Below are 13,562 nucleotides of genomic sequence, written 5' to 3'. Positions count from 1 at the left end.
TCCCTTGAGCGAGGCTTCATCGTAGTCCGCTCAGTCCGGGCGGAGCGGTGAAACGCGTCAGCCCGGCGGGGGCTGCTGCTGCGGATACTGCTGCCCCGGCTGCTGCGGATACTGCTGTTGCGCACCCGGCTGCGGCGGGTATTGCCCCTGCGGCGGGTACTGGCCCTGCGGCTGCTGCCCGTACGGTGGCTGTCCCGGATACTGTCCCGGCCCGGCCTGCGGCGGCTGCTTCGGCCGTCCCAGGGTGAATTTCAGGATCAGCACCACTACCAGCAGCACGATCAGCGCGACCGGCAGGACGAGTTTCAGCATGGGGTTCCCATCGGATCGGGCACGGACGCAACGAATGCTAAAACCTCGCCGCGGTCAGCGCAGGGCAGCCGCCGCGATGGCCACGCCTTGTTCGGTCGACAGTCCCAAGCCCCGGATCACCTCGGCGTAGGCGGCCGCGGCGGCTTGCGCGCGCGACAGCGTCTCGTCGCCGGTCGCGCTGACGAAAGTGCCTGCTCTGCCTCGGGTTTCCAGCAGACCGGCTTCCTCGAGTTCGCGGTAGGCGCGGGCCACGGTGTTTGGAGCGATGCCCAGCTCCGCAGCCAGTCCGCGCACCGTCGGGAGTTTCGTGCCGACGGCGAGGGTGCCGTCGTTGATCTGGTTGGCCAGCGACGTCCGGACCTGTTCGAACGGCGGAACGGACGACGCCGGGTCGTAGGTGATGCTCATCGTCGCCGCCGTTTCTCCGCGATGCCCAGGTCCATGCGCCCAGGTTAACGGGCCGCGGCGATCAGCTCGGCCAGATCTTCCGAACCCGCGGGCAGCGCGTCGACCGGCCACCAGCGCAGGTCGTCGGATTCCTCGCTGCGCACGGGTTCCGCGCCGGGCGGGGCGTGCACGGCATACCGGACGTCGAAATGCCGGGTGGGGACGCCGAGCGAGCAGGTGATCGGGTGGACGTCCAGGTGCACTGGCGTTTCCCCGATGACCAGGCCGCTCATGCCGGATTCCTCGGTGGCCTCGCGCAGGGCGGCTTCGGACAGCGACGCGTCGGACGGTTCGCAGTGGCCGCCGAGTTGCAGCCAGCGGCCGACGCGGGGGTGCAGGGTCAGCAGGACTCGCGTGCCCGTGGAGTCGAGGACTACCGCGGACGCGGTCAGGTGCCCGGCCTCGCAGGAGCGCTGGCAAGTGTCCGAACGCGACGCCAGGAAGCCGAGAAACGCTTGCCGCAGCGACTCTTGTGCCGCTGCCTCCGGCTTCCAGCCGGCCAGCGTGGCGACGGCGGATTCGTGCAGGGTCATCGTTCGATCAGCCAATCGCCGGTGGTGAGCGGTCCGCGCGGGGGAGCGGGTTCGGCCGGGTGCCCGATGGCGACCGCGCCGAGCGGGTGCCATTGGTCGTCCAGATCCAAAGCGGACCGCACCAGGTCGGCGGCGAAGATGGTCGAGCCGATCCAGCACGAGCCGAGGTCTTCGGCGGCCAGCGCGACCAGCAGGCCCTGCACGGCGGCGCCGGCGGCGACGGTGAACATGGTGCGCTCGTGCCGGTTTCGCCGGTCGTCGCGGTAGGTGTGCGCGCCCTCGGGCAGCAGGAACGGGATGACCAGTTCTGGTGCGCGATAAAGAATGTCGCCGCGGGACAGGCGCTTCGCGATCTGCTCGGGGGTGAAGCCGTCGCTGGTCAGATCGGCTTCCCAGGACGCGCGCATCGCGTCGAGGAGCTTGCGGCGCAAGCCTTCGTCGCGCAACCAGATGAACCGCACGGGGTGCGTGTGGTGCGGCGCGGGCGCGGTCAGCGCGGACGCGACGGCGCGACGCAAGGCCTCGGGGTCGACGGGCTCGTCGCTGAACTGCCGGACGGAACGTCGATGCGGGACCGCTTCCCGGCGGCCCTGCGCGATGGATTCGTTGGTGCCCAAGCGAAAGAGATCGGTCTCGCTCGGGCGGATCAGGCTCCGCGCGGTGGATCCGTCGTCGTGGATTCGCAGGCCGCGCACGACCGCCACCGGCAGTCCGCCGAGTTTGCCTTTCACCAGATCAGCCGCGGCGGCGATCTCGTCCGCGACCGCGATTTCCGTAACAGCCAGCTCGTTTCCCTGCGAATCGACCTGTCCGGCGTACCCGTGCAGCACGCGCAGGCCGGACGCGCCGATCGCGGCGTCCGTCTGGCCGACTCGCCAGGCGCGGCCCATGGTGTCGGTGACCACCACGGCCACCTCGACGCCCAGTCGTTCCCGCAAACCGTTGCGCAGCGCCAAAGCCGACGCGTCCGGGTCCGCGGGCAGCAACGCCACCTCGTCGCCGCGCACGTTCGACGCGTCGATCCCGGACGCCGCCTGGACGATGCCGAGCTGGTTCTCGGTGATCATCGTGCGCGCGATCCGGGCGACCACCCGCACCGACTCTTCCTCGACCAGCTTGCGCCGGGCCGCGTCGCGCGCCTCGGGGTCGCTCGGCACGCGCACGAGCCGTCCCTCGATTTTCGAGAACGCCTTGCTGGTCACCACGACCACGTCGCCGGAGCGCAGCCACGGCGCGGCGGACACGATCGCGCCGGTCAGATCGTCGCCGGGACGGAACTCCGGCAAGCCGGGGACCGGCAGGATCTCGATCTTCTGGGAAGCGTGGTCAGCCAAGAGAGACTCCAGCCACGTCGAGCGCCGCGCGGACCATGTCCGCCGTCGCGTCCACATCGGACATCAGCAGCGGCACCGCGCGCACGTCGACGCCGGGCACCTTGACCTCGTGATCCTCCGGCGCGACGAGCCAGCCGTCGAGCACGCCGCCCTCCGAACGCGCTCCGTAGTGGCGGCCGACCGCCTCCGCGGAGGTCTCCACGCCGATCGCGGTCAGGCAGGCGTCGGCCATGCCGCGCAACGCTTTCCCGCCGATGATCGGCGACACCCCGACGACCTTCGCCCGCGATTTCCGCAGCGCGTCGCGCACCCCGGGCACCCCGAGCGTCGTGCCGACCGACACGACCGGGTTCGACGGCGCGAACAGCACGACGTCCGCCTCGGCCAGCGCCGCCAGCACGCCGGGGCCGGGCTTGGCCTCGTCGTTGCCGACCGCGACGATCGAATGCGCGGGCACGCCTGCCCGGTACCGCACCCACCACTCCTGGAAGTGCACGGCCTTCTGCTGGTCCGGCTGCTCCGGATCGTCGATCACGACGTGCGTCTCGACCCGGTCGTCCGACATCGGCAGCAACCGCACGCCGGGCTGCCAGCGGTCGCACAGCGCCTCGGTGACCTGGGACAGCGGATAGCCCGCGCGCAGCATCCGCGACCGGATGAGGTGGGTCGCGATGTCCTTGTCGCCGAGCCCGAACCAGGTCGGCTCCGCGCCGTAGGCGGCGAGTTCCTCCTTGACCGTCCAGGTCTCGCCCGCGTGGCCCCAGCCGCGTTCGGTGTCGATGCCGCCGCCGAGGGTGTACATGCAGGTGTCGAGATCCGGGCAGATGCGCAGGCCGTGCATCCACACGTCGTCGCCGGTGTTCACCAGCGCGGTGATCTCGTGCGGGGACTCGGCCGACCCCTCCGAGCCGATCGCGGGCAGTCCGAGTGCGGTTTTGACCCCGAGCAGGAAGCGGGCGCCGCCCACCCCGCCAACCAGTACGACGATCTTCACGACTGGCGATCCTCGCACGTCCGCGGCGCCGGGCCCCAGTACCGGTACCTGTGGTGCTCCGAACAGCCCAGCGCGGAATACAACGCGAGCGCGCCGGCGTTGCCCACCGCCACTTGCAGGACCCACTGGCCGGCACCGTGCGCGCGGCCCCAGTCCGCCAGCGCGTGCAGCACCGTGGTGGCCAGGCCGCGGCGGCGAAACTCCGGCGCGACCGCGAGACGGGCGACGTGCAGCCAGTCGTCGACGACGGCTCCGCGCACCGCGCCGGCGGTGATTCCGTCGGCCAGCACCACGCCGTAGCCGACCTTTCCGGTGGTCACCACGTGCCACTGGGCGGAACTCGGCGCGGTGGTGTTCTCGGCCAACTCCCACCATTCCGGCGTCGCCTGGTCGAGGACCTCGGCACCGCGCGAGGGCCCGGACGGCAGCGGACCGGTCAGTACCGACACCCGGTGCCCAGCGGCGTGCTCGACCTGCTCGCGCCAGCCCGCCGCGGCCACCGCTCGCTCCAGTTCGCTGTCTTCCAGCACCTGGACCGCGGGCGGAATGCCGCGAGCGTGGGCGAAGTCACATACCGCCGCGAGCGCGTCCGGGACCGGACGGCCGGGGTCGCCGACGGCGAGTGCGCTGTTCGCGCGCCCGGTGAAGCCGTCCGCCCAGCGCAGAGTCCATTCTCCGAGCGGCTCCTCGACCACCGCGGGCCATGCTTTCGCGCACACGATTTCGAGCTTTTCCCGGGAGTTCACGGTTAGATTGTGACGGAGAGAGCTGTCCCGTTCCGCAGGAGAACCCCATGAGCTACGCGCGCAAGGACGACCGGCACAACGATGAGCTTGTCGACGAGATCGCCGACGGGTTCAAGCGGACTCTCGAAGAGAAACGCGAGGACGGCAAGCCCGCCGGACCCGCTTTCACCATTACCGGCGATGCCCGGAACGCGCCGAAACCGCGTCGCCGGGACCGCTGAGCGGCGCGGATCCGCCCCGTTTCCAGGGGTGGGATAAGGGTCGCCTAACCACCACCGGGGGCCAGGGAAGCGCGTAATGTCCGCACCGACCGGCCCAGCAGGAGAAGCCAGGAGTACGCAGTGACCTACGTGATCGCCGAGCCCTGCGTCGACGTGCTCGACAAGGCGTGTATCGACGAGTGCCCCGTGGACTGCATCTACGAGGGCGAGCGGATGTTGTACATCCACCCGGACGAGTGCGTCGACTGCGGCGCCTGCGAGCCGGTCTGCCCGGTCGAGGCCATTTACTACGAGGACGACGTCCCGGACAACTGGTCCGACTACACCAAGGCGAACGTCGACTTCTTCAACGAGCTGGGCTCGCCCGGCGGCGCCTCCAAGGTCGGCAAGACCGCGCACGACCCGGGGTTCATCAAGGCTCTGCCCCCGCAGGGCGAATGACCCGGCTGCCCGACTTCCCCTGGGATTCGCTCGCCGAGGTCAAGGCCCGCGCGCAGGCGCATCCCGGGGGCATCGTCGACCTCTCCGTCGGCACGCCCGTCGACCCGGTGCCGGACTCGATCCGCGCCGCGCTCGCGTCGGTGTCGGAGATCCCCGGCTACCCGACCACGCACGGCACGCCTGAGCTGCGCGAAGCGGCCGTGACGGCGTTGCGGCGGCGGTACGGGATCACCGGCGTCGAACCGGACGCGGTGCTGCCGACGATCGGTTCGAAAGAGGCCGTGGCCTGGCTGCCGCGGCTGCTCGGCTTCGGGCCGGGCGACGTGGTGGTCATCCCGGAGCTGGCGTATCCGACGTACGAGGTCGGTGCGCTGCTCGCGGGCGCCGAGGTGGTGCGCGCGGACGGGCTGACCCAGCTCGGCCCGCGCCGCCCGGCGATGATCTGGCTGAACTCGCCGTCGAACCCGACCGGCCGCGTGCTCGGCGTCGACCACCTGCGCAAGGTGGTCGAATGGGCGCGCGACCGCGGCACCGTCGTGGTGTCCGACGAGTGCTACCTCTCGCTCGGCTGGGAGGCGGAGCCGCTGTCGGTGCTGCATCCGTCCGTCCACGGTGGACAGACCGACGGCCTGCTCGCGGTGCATTCGCTGTCCAAGTCAGCGAACCTCGCGAGCTACCGCGCGGGATTCGTGGCGGGTGACCCGAAGCTGGTGAAGACCCTGCTGGAGGTGCGCAAGCACGCCGGCATGATCGTGCCGCGCCCGGTGCAGCAGGCGATGGTGGCCGCGCTCACCGACGACGAAGCCCTTGCCGAGCAACGCGAACGCTATCGTGCGCGCCGGGTCGTGCTGCGGAAGGCGTTGCAGGACAACGGCTTCGAGATCACGTATTCCGAGGCTGGACTGTATCTCTGGGCCACGCGCGGGGAATCCGCGCAGGCCACGGTGGAATGGCTGGCCGAGCGCGGGATCCTGGTCGCTCCGGGCACGTTCTACGGGCCCGCGGGTCGCGATCACGTGCGGGTCGCGCTGACCTCGACGGACGAGCGCATCGAGGCTGCCGCGGAGCGGCTGGCGCAGGGCTAACCCCCCTTTGCAGACGTCCGTGAAGGGCTCCTTGAGGGAATCAGATTCCTTCAAGGAGCCCTTCACCGACCTTCGTATCGCGTACCAAGCCCGTCGGCCGGGCTAGTAGTCGCGGCCGGTGAAGCCGCGGTAGACGAACCGTGTGAGCGCCTCGATCGCTTCCTCGTCGGAGGGCTGGCTCCAGCCCGCGGGCGGCGGGGTCACCAGCCACATCTGCGCGAAGTTGTCGATCAGCTGGTACATCATCGCGATGGTGAGCTGGGTGTTCGCCGGGAGCCGCAAGCCGGCCGCGGTGACGTGTTCGAGGTGGCTCTCGACGTCTGAGGCCTGGGTGGCGCCGAAGTTCGCGTACGTGGCGGCGAAGTCCTCGTTCACCATCGCCGCCTGGCGCAGCGCGAGCATCGTGGGCGCGTTGGCGCGGTAGAAATCCCAGTACTGCCGCACGTGCCAGCGGACCGCGGCGGGATCGCTGAAATCGGACAGATGGCCCTCGGACGTGGCCTGCTGGTCGCTGTCCTCGGCCAGGTCGGCCAGCAGCGCGATCAGCAGTTCCTCCTTGCTCGCGAAGTGGTTGTAGAACGACCCCGCGGCGCGGCCGGCTTCCTTGGTGATGTCGGTGATCTTCGTGTTCAGGTAGCCCTTGGCCGCGAACACGCGCTTGGCCGCGTCCTTGAGCGCCGCTTCCGTTTCGGCGGCTTTGTCCCGGCGGCTCGTCGCTGTCATCCGGCACCTCCCTTGACGCGAACGCTATCAGCGGGCACTCTGAATCTAGATTCAGTGAATCAAGATTCAGTTTGATGGGAGAAGGTCATGACGGTGCTGGTGGCAGGGGCGGGCCCGACCGGGCTCACATTGGCGATCGAGCTGGCGCGGCGCGGGGTCGGCGTGCGGGTGGTGGACAAGGCGGAGCAGTACTTCGTCGGCTCGCGCGGGGACGGGCTGCAGCCGCGCACGATGGAGGTGTTCGAGGATCTGGGCGTGCTGGACGCGGTGCTCGCCGCGGGCGCGCCGCCGCATGAGATGCGCGTGTACCTCGACGGGGAGTTCACGATGGTGCGGCGGATGGCCGAACCGGTCGAGCCGACGCCCGCGGTGCCGTATCCGAACGCCTGGTTCCTCGGCCAGTCGCAGACCGAGGGGATCCTCCGGGACCGGCTGGCCGAGCTCGGCGTGCGGGTGGAGCTGAACACCGCGTTGACCGGTTTCACTCAGGACGAGGAGGGCGTCACCGCGGAGCTGTCGACGGGGGAGACGGTGCGCGTGGAGTACCTGGTCGGCGCGGACGGCGGGAAGAGCTTCGTGCGCAAGGCGCTGGGGATCGCGTTCGAGGGGACCACTGACGAGTCGATCCGGATGCTGCTGGGTGACGTCTCGGCGGAGGGGCTCGACCACGGCTCGGCGTACTGGTTCGCGAAGGCGGACGAGCCGATGTCCGGCGTGGCGTTCACGCCGCTCCCGGGGACGCCGTATTTCCAGTTCGCCTCCCCGCTCGGCGACGGCGACGCGGGCACCTCGCTGAGCGCGTTGCAGGAGCACTTGGACGCGGTGTCGGGCGGCGGGATCCGGCTGCTCGACCTGGCGTGGTCAACCGTGTGGCGGCCGAATATCCGGTTGGCAGCGGCATTCCGGAAGGGCCGGGTGTTCCTCGCCGGGGACGCCGCGCACGTCCACCCGCCGACTGGCGGGCAGGGCCTGAACACCGGCATCCAGGACGCGTACAACCTCGGCTGGAAGCTCGCCGACGGATCGCCCGAGCTGCTGGACAGCTACGAGGCAGAACGGCGTGCGGTCGCGGCGCGGGTCCTGGGGGTGAGCACTGCGTTGCTGGAGAAGTACAAGGAAGGTGCGGAGGACGCGCACGAACGCGGGCCGGAGACGCAGCAGCTCGATCTGACTTATCGGGGTGGTCCGCTGTCGCCGGTCGGAGTGGGGGCGCTGCGGCCGGGGGATCGCGCGCCGGACGCGCCGCTCGTGGACGCGAATGGCAAGAGCGTGCGGTTGTTCGAGTTGTTCCAGGGTCCACATGCGACAGAGCTCGTCTTCGGGGACGGGCCGCTCGGAACGGAGCATCCGGCGTATCGGATCCTGCCGCAAGGGGCTGCGGGGGAACTCGTGGACGCGGGCGGGCATGCGTATGCGGCGTATGAGGGAGCGCCGGGGAAACGAGTGCTGGTGCGACCGGACGGGTACGTGTGGTCGGTTAGCTGACCGCGTGCTCGGCGGCTTCGATGCGGTGCCATACGTCGCGCCAGACGGCGCGGGCGTGGGCGCGTTTGGCGAGTTCGTGTTCGACGATCCGGCCCGCGACGAAGCCGATCTCGGCGTCCGCGTTGGGGAGGACGCCGCGCACCTTCTCCGCAGCGAAGACCGCGTCCTGATGATCGCCCAGCACAGTCTGGAATTTGCGAGTCGCCTTGATCAGTTCGGACAGCTTCTCGGCCTGCTTCTTCTTCGCCGCTGACCGGGCCAATTCGGCGGTGTAGCGGAGTTTCTTGCCGTGGATGCGCAGCGCGTGCAGGTCGTCGTCCGGGGGATTCGGGGGCAGGGCGGCGACTGCGCGGGCCAGCTTGCGGTACGGCTTGCGCACGTCGGCGGCCAGACTGGGCTTTTCGGACGGTGTCTCGTCGATCTCGTGCTCGGCGGTGCGGGACAACTGGGCGATGCCCTGCAGCAGGGTCGCGTACCGGGGGCTCGACAACGCCCGGTTCAACCGGCGGCGGGCGGTGGTGCGTTCGGAGACGAAGCGGGACACCAGCCGTCGTCCGGCGGGCTGGTCTCGGACGTCGAAATCGGCGATCACGTCGCGCAGGTGTCCGATCAGGACGTCGTAGTCGCGGACCTCGCCGAGGACCTGGCCCAGCCAGCCGAGGTCGGCGCGCACCGGTTCCGCGGTGGGGCCGACCAGCGCGCTCGAGGATTTCAGCACGCTGCGCATCCGCCGCTGCGCGACGCGCATCTGGTGCAGTTCTTCCGGATCGGTCCCGGCCCGGGTGCCCGGTTCGCGAGACAACAATTCGCGCAGTTCGTGGTCGAGTTTGGCGCGGACGTGTGCGGCCGCCGGCGCCTCGGGGTCCGCCTTGGCCGGTTCGGCGGGGAGCCCGAGAGCGGCCGGCGTCGTCGGTTCCGGAGTACGGCGGCGGCTGGTCGCTTCGGAAGTCACCTGGTTAATGGTAGGTGAACGACGATCGGATCGGAGTCCGCCGAAACAGCGAGAGGGTGCGCTCCCGCGGCGGGAAGCGCACCCTCTCGAAGGCTGGATCAGTTGGCGTGCAGTGCTTCGTTCAGCTGGATGCCGACGCCGCCGCGCGGCACGACCTCGACCGCGCCGGTCGCGGAGTTGCGCCGGAAGACCGCGCCGGAGATGCCGGACAGCTCGCGTGCCTTGACCGTCTTGCCGTCGACCTCGACCTTGGTGCCCGCGGTGATGTACAGCCCGGCCTCGATCACCGAATCGTCGCCGAGGGAGATGCCCGCGCCGCCGTTCGCGCCGATCAGGCAGCGTTCGCCGACCGAGATGACCTCGGTGCCGCCGCCGGACAGCGTGCCCATGATCGACGCGCCGCCGCCGACGTCGCTGCCGTCGCCGACCAGCACACCCGCCGAGATGCGGCCCTCGACCATCGACGCGCCGAGCGTGCCCGCGTTGAAGTTCACGAAGCCCTCGTGCATCACGGTCGTGCCGGACGCGAGGTGCGCGCCGAGCCGCACGCGGTCGGCGTCGGCGATGCGGACGCCGGTCGGCAGCACGTAGTCGACCATGCGCGGGAACTTGTCCACGCCGTACACCGCGACCGCGCCGCGCGACCGCAGCCGCAGCCGGGTCTGCTCGAAGCCCTCGACCGGGCACGGGCCGTGGCTCGTCCACACGACGTTGGCCAGCAGGCCGAAGATACCGTCGAGGCTCTGCCCGTGCGGCCGGACCAGCCGGTGCGACAGCAGGTGCAACCGCAGGTAGACGTCATGGGCGTCGGCGGGCGCGGTGGCAAGGCTGCCGATCGTGACGCGCACCGCGACGACCTCGACACCGCGGTCGGTGTCCGGGCCGAGCAGCGCGGCCGCGGACTCGCCGAGCAACTCGGCGGTCTGCTCCGCGGTCAGCCGCTCGGTGCCGCTGGTGCCTGCGTCGACCAGCTTGGGGTGCGGGTACCAGGTGTCCAGCACGGTTCCGTCGGACGTGACGGTGGCCAGCCCGACGCCGACGGCGCCGGTCGTTTCGGGGTCAGGGGTCTGCTCGCTCACGCTGGTCACGGTAGCCGAAGCGGACCGGATCAACCCGTGGCGGCCAGCTGGTTCACCTTTTGCTTGACCTCGGTCAGCGCGGTCGAGATGGACACGAGCGCCTGCGTGCACGCCCCGCCCGCGGTCGGCACGGTGGTGCAGCCCGCCTGGCGGAACGCGCCGACCGCCTGGTCGATCGCGGTCGCGTCGCGGTCGAGCGGCTGGTTGACCGTCTTGCCCGCTTTCGCCAGCTTGTGCACCGAACCGGCGGTGTTGCCGACCTCGGTGACGTATTTCTCACAGCCCTTGGGCAGCTGGGTCTGCGGGCCGGTGAAACAGGCGTCGGCCGAGAGCGCTTCGAGCTTGGTCGGCAGGGCGTCCGGACCCGGATCGCCGGCTCCGGGACGGGCCTTGGGCCCGGCCTCGTTGCTGCAGCCGGTGAGGACGAGGGCGAGGACGCCGAGAGCGACCAGAGAGCTTCGCGTGCGCACGTCCTCACGTTAGCCCCCGCGCTGGCTGGGTACGGTGCCGGTATGACCTCCCTTGACCTGCGCGCCGATCCGGCCGAGCTCACCGCCGCCCTTGTGGATGTGTTCAGCGTCTCCGGGGAGGAGGGCAAGCTCGCGGACTTGGTGCAGGCCGCGCTGAGCGAGCAGGCTCCGCATCTGGAGGTCGTGCGCAATGGGGACGCGGTGTTGGCGCGGACCGATCTCGGCCGTCCTTCGCGGGTGATTCTCGCTGGGCACCTGGATACGGTGCCGGAGAATTCCAACCTGCCTTCCCGGCGTACTGGTGCTGGGGACGACGAGGTGTTGCACGGGCTCGGGTCGGTGGACATGAAGGGCGGGGATGCGGTCTTTTTGCATCTCGCCGCTACTTTGCCGGAGCCTCGGCATGATGTGACGTTTGTCTTTTACGACAATGAAGAGGTCGAGGCGGTCAAGAACGGTCTTGGCCGGATCGAGCGGGAACTGCCGGAGTGGCTGGCCGGGGATCTCGCGATTGTCGGGGAGCCGTCCAATGGCGTGATCGAAGCCGGGTGCCAGGGGACGTTGCGGGTTGAGGTGCGGACTTCTGGGGCTCGGGCGCATACGGCGCGGGCTTGGATGGGGTCCAATGCGATTCATGCGCTGGCGGAGCCGTTGCGGCGATTGGCTGCATATTCGGCTCGGGTGGTGGATATTGACGGGCTGACTTATCGGGAAGGGCTGCAGGCTACTGCTATTTCTGGCGGGGTGGCTGGGAATGTGGTGCCTGATGCTGCTGTGTTGACGGTTAATCATCGGTTTGCGCCGGATCGCAGTGCGGAGCAGGCCGAGGCGCATGTGCGTGAGGTGTTTGACGGGTTCGAGGTGACGTTGGTGGATATGTCGCCTGGGGCGTTGCCTGGGTTGTCCGCGCCTGCTGCTGCGGAACTCGTGGCCGCGGCTGGGGGGTCTGCTGCGGCTAAGCTGGGGTGGACTGATGTGGCCCGGTTTGCCGCGTTGGGGATGCCTGCGGTGAATTTCGGGCCTGGGGATCCGACTTTGGCGCATACGCGGCAGGAGAATGTTCGGGTGGGGGAGATCCGGGGGGTTGCTGCTGTGTTGAGGAAGTTTCTTAGCTGAGTGTGCGGCTTGTCGCCTGGCGGCGACATTGCCCTCGGTGGTTGCGTGGGGCACCCCGAAGCTTGATTGTGCTGACGGTCTGGGGGTGCTTGTCAAGGCGGGAAAGATGCCTTGACAAGCACCCCCAGACCGCAGGGACGCTTCGTATCGGGGTGCGGGGGAGGGGCTGGGTGCCTCGATGGTTGGGTGCACCGGCTGCGGTTTGGTGAGTGGGGCTAGCGCCCCAATGTGGCATTGGGTGCGTGCGACGCACCCAATGTGGCGTTCGGTGCGTCTGACGCACCCAATGCCACATTGGGGCGCATTCCGGCGGGCCTGTGCGTTGAGCTGAGGCCGGGGCGGCGCCGTGCGCAGCACCCCGGCCCACAGCGGCTTTTACCTGCCTTGCAGGGACTTCACGTTGTCGCCGAAGGTCCAGCCTCGTGAGCCGTCCCAGTTGATCGACCAGTCCATCAATCCCTTGAGGCCTGGGACGCTTTGGTAGGCCTGCGAAACCGAGCCGGGATCCATGTAGCCGCCGCCCGCACCGGGCTGGGCGGGGAGGCCGGGGACCTGCTTGTCCACCGGGACGCGGATTGTCGTGCCTTGGACAGTGAGGCCCTTGTCCAGGCACTGGGTCTGCACGGTGAAGCCTTGCACGGTGCCGGCTTCGTAGCTGTCGCCGGAGCAGCCGTACATGGAGCCGTTGTAGTACTGCATGTTCAGCCACCACAGCTGGCCGTTGTCGGCGTACTTCTTGATGATCGGCAGGTATGCGCCCCAGATCGATCCGTAGGTGACCGAGCCGCCGGTTACGTACGCTGTTTCCGGGGCCATGGTCAGGCCGAAGCCGGAGGGCATCTGCGACAGTACGCCGTCGATGATGCGTTCCAGGTTGGCTTGCGAGGCGGACAGCGAATTGATGTCGCCGCTGCTCGACAATCCGGTTTCGATGTCGATGTCGATTCCGTCGAAATTGTACTTTTTCAGGATCGGCACGATGGTGCTGACGAACTTGTCGGCGACCGAGCTGGACGACAAATCAATGCCTGCCGCCGCGCCGCCGATGGACATCAGGATGGTGGCTCCGGCGTCTTTCGCCGCGCACATTTCAGCGGGCGTCGACACCTTGACCGTCGAGTCCATGCCGTCTTCCCACTGCACGGTGCCGTCGGAAAGGATCACCGGGAAGGCGGCGTTGATGACGTTGTAGCCGTGTGCGGCCATGCTGGGGTCGTTGATCGGCACCCAGCCCATGCCGGGGTGGACGCCGTTCGAGGCTCCGTCCCAGTTTTCCCAGTAGCCCTGCAGCACCGGGCCGGAGGGTCTCGGCTTGACCGCGCAGGTGTCCGACTGCGGTGCGACGGCCGCGGAGGCGGGGACGATTCCCGCGAGCGGCAGTGCGAGCAGGGCCGCTACTGCGGTCCCGAACCAGCGTGACTTCCGTCCGTTCATCACGGCTCCCGTCCCCGGTAACGGTGTTGCCGCAACGGTAAGCGGCGCGCTGGGGGATGCCTACCCCCGATCGTATGGTCTAGACAAATTCACGGCAGGTGGTCTGGACAAGTACAAACGCGGACCAGCCGGGCACGAGGCGCCGTGCCCGGCTGGTCCAAGGGGTCGGAAACCAGGGTGCGATTACCGC

Annotated in this window: 16 protein-coding genes; 5 read left to right on the top strand and 11 right to left on the bottom strand. The window is 69.3% G+C overall.

Features of this window, described 5'->3' with window-relative positions; all coding sequences use genetic code 11:
• Positions 1–57: 57 nt before the first annotated feature.
• The 6 genes from H4281_RS30855 to H4281_RS30830 are packed head-to-tail and all read right to left on the bottom strand — an operon-like array spanning position 58 to position 4,366.
• On the bottom strand, positions 58–312 hold the full coding sequence (locus H4281_RS30855) for a hypothetical protein (RefSeq protein ID WP_182894415.1): 255 nt from the start codon (positions 310–312) through the stop codon (positions 58–60).
• A 54-nt stretch (positions 313–366) separates the two neighbouring features.
• Entirely contained in the window at positions 367–720 is a 354-nt protein-coding gene (locus tag H4281_RS30850; RefSeq protein WP_182894414.1) for a GntR family transcriptional regulator, read from the bottom strand.
• A gap of 44 nt (positions 721–764) precedes the next feature.
• A complete protein-coding gene (locus H4281_RS30845) occupies positions 765–1,292 on the bottom strand; it encodes an NUDIX hydrolase (protein WP_182894413.1) in 528 nt (175 codons plus the stop codon).
• Entirely contained in the window at positions 1,289–2,683 is a 1,395-nt protein-coding gene (locus H4281_RS30840; RefSeq protein ID WP_370648149.1) for a coenzyme F420-0:L-glutamate ligase, read from the bottom strand. The genes H4281_RS30845 and H4281_RS30840 overlap by 4 nt, the downstream gene beginning before the upstream one ends.
• Positions 2,619–3,620: a 2-phospho-L-lactate transferase gene (gene cofD, locus H4281_RS30835; RefSeq protein WP_182894411.1), complete on the bottom strand. Its 1,002-nt coding sequence runs from the start codon at positions 3,618–3,620 to the stop codon at positions 2,619–2,621. Before cofD ends, H4281_RS30840 begins: the two co-directional genes overlap by 65 nt.
• The gene (locus H4281_RS30830) at positions 3,617–4,366 is read right to left on the bottom strand and encodes a GNAT family N-acetyltransferase (RefSeq protein WP_182894410.1); all 750 of its coding nucleotides are present in this window, start codon (positions 4,364–4,366) and stop codon (positions 3,617–3,619) included. The genes cofD and H4281_RS30830 overlap by 4 nt, the downstream gene beginning before the upstream one ends.
• Positions 4,367–4,413: 47 nt before the next feature.
• Between H4281_RS30830 and H4281_RS30825 the strand changes: the two genes are divergently transcribed.
• The 3 genes from H4281_RS30825 (at position 4,414) to dapC (ending at position 6,113) form a co-directional block, all read left to right on the top strand.
• Entirely contained in the window at positions 4,414–4,587 is a 174-nt protein-coding gene (locus tag H4281_RS30825) for a hypothetical protein (RefSeq protein WP_093575832.1), read from the top strand.
• A 120-nt stretch (positions 4,588–4,707) separates the two neighbouring features.
• Positions 4,708–5,028: a ferredoxin gene (fdxA, locus tag H4281_RS30820; RefSeq protein WP_009072848.1), complete on the top strand. Its 321-nt coding sequence runs from the start codon at positions 4,708–4,710 to the stop codon at positions 5,026–5,028.
• Complete coding sequence (dapC, locus tag H4281_RS30815) at positions 5,025–6,113, top strand: succinyldiaminopimelate transaminase (RefSeq protein WP_182894409.1); 1,089 nt, start codon at positions 5,025–5,027, stop codon at positions 6,111–6,113. The genes fdxA and dapC overlap by 4 nt, the downstream gene beginning before the upstream one ends.
• Positions 6,114–6,215: 102 nt before the next feature.
• Here the strand turns inward: dapC and H4281_RS30810 are convergent, their stop codons facing one another.
• A complete protein-coding gene (locus tag H4281_RS30810) occupies positions 6,216–6,836 on the bottom strand; it encodes a TetR/AcrR family transcriptional regulator (RefSeq protein WP_182894408.1) in 621 nt (206 codons plus the stop codon).
• An 87-nt stretch (positions 6,837–6,923) separates the two neighbouring features.
• Here H4281_RS30810 and H4281_RS30805 point away from each other — a divergent pair, with 87 nt between their 5' ends.
• Positions 6,924–8,321 carry an FAD-dependent monooxygenase gene (locus H4281_RS30805; protein ID WP_182894407.1) on the top strand — a complete coding sequence of 466 codons (1,398 nt, stop codon included), beginning with the start codon at positions 6,924–6,926 and terminating at the stop codon, positions 8,319–8,321.
• On the opposite strand, the gene H4281_RS30800 is transcribed toward H4281_RS30805, so the two are convergent.
• From H4281_RS30800 to H4281_RS30790, 3 genes are all read right to left on the bottom strand, one after another.
• Positions 8,314–9,273: a CHAD domain-containing protein gene (locus H4281_RS30800; RefSeq protein ID WP_182894406.1), complete on the bottom strand. Its 960-nt coding sequence runs from the start codon at positions 9,271–9,273 to the stop codon at positions 8,314–8,316. The two genes, H4281_RS30805 and H4281_RS30800, sit on opposite strands and share 8 nt — an antisense overlap.
• A 98-nt stretch (positions 9,274–9,371) precedes the next feature.
• The gene (gene dapD / locus H4281_RS30795; RefSeq protein WP_182894405.1) at positions 9,372–10,352 is read right to left on the bottom strand and encodes a 2,3,4,5-tetrahydropyridine-2,6-dicarboxylate N-succinyltransferase; all 981 of its coding nucleotides are present in this window, start codon (positions 10,350–10,352) and stop codon (positions 9,372–9,374) included.
• Between the two features lie 29 nt (positions 10,353–10,381).
• Positions 10,382–10,822: a hypothetical protein gene (locus H4281_RS30790; RefSeq protein WP_182894404.1), complete on the bottom strand. Its 441-nt coding sequence runs from the start codon at positions 10,820–10,822 to the stop codon at positions 10,382–10,384.
• 42 nt (positions 10,823–10,864) lie between these two features.
• Here H4281_RS30790 and dapE point away from each other — a divergent pair, with 42 nt between their 5' ends.
• Entirely contained in the window at positions 10,865–11,938 is a 1,074-nt protein-coding gene (dapE, locus tag H4281_RS30785) for a succinyl-diaminopimelate desuccinylase (protein ID WP_182894403.1), read from the top strand.
• A gap of 375 nt (positions 11,939–12,313) precedes the next feature.
• On the opposite strand, the gene H4281_RS30780 is transcribed toward dapE, so the two are convergent.
• Entirely contained in the window at positions 12,314–13,372 is a 1,059-nt protein-coding gene (locus tag H4281_RS30780; protein ID WP_182894402.1) for a chitinase, read from the bottom strand.
• Positions 13,373–13,562 lie beyond the last annotated feature (190 nt).

Origin of the sequence: Amycolatopsis dendrobii (genome assembly GCF_014145675.1) — a bacterium.
In the GTDB taxonomy this organism is placed as follows: Bacteria; Actinomycetota; Actinomycetes; order Mycobacteriales; family Pseudonocardiaceae; genus Amycolatopsis; species Amycolatopsis dendrobii.
Note: the sequence above shows the minus strand (reverse complement) of the source record. Positions and strands in the feature narration are given on the sequence as shown.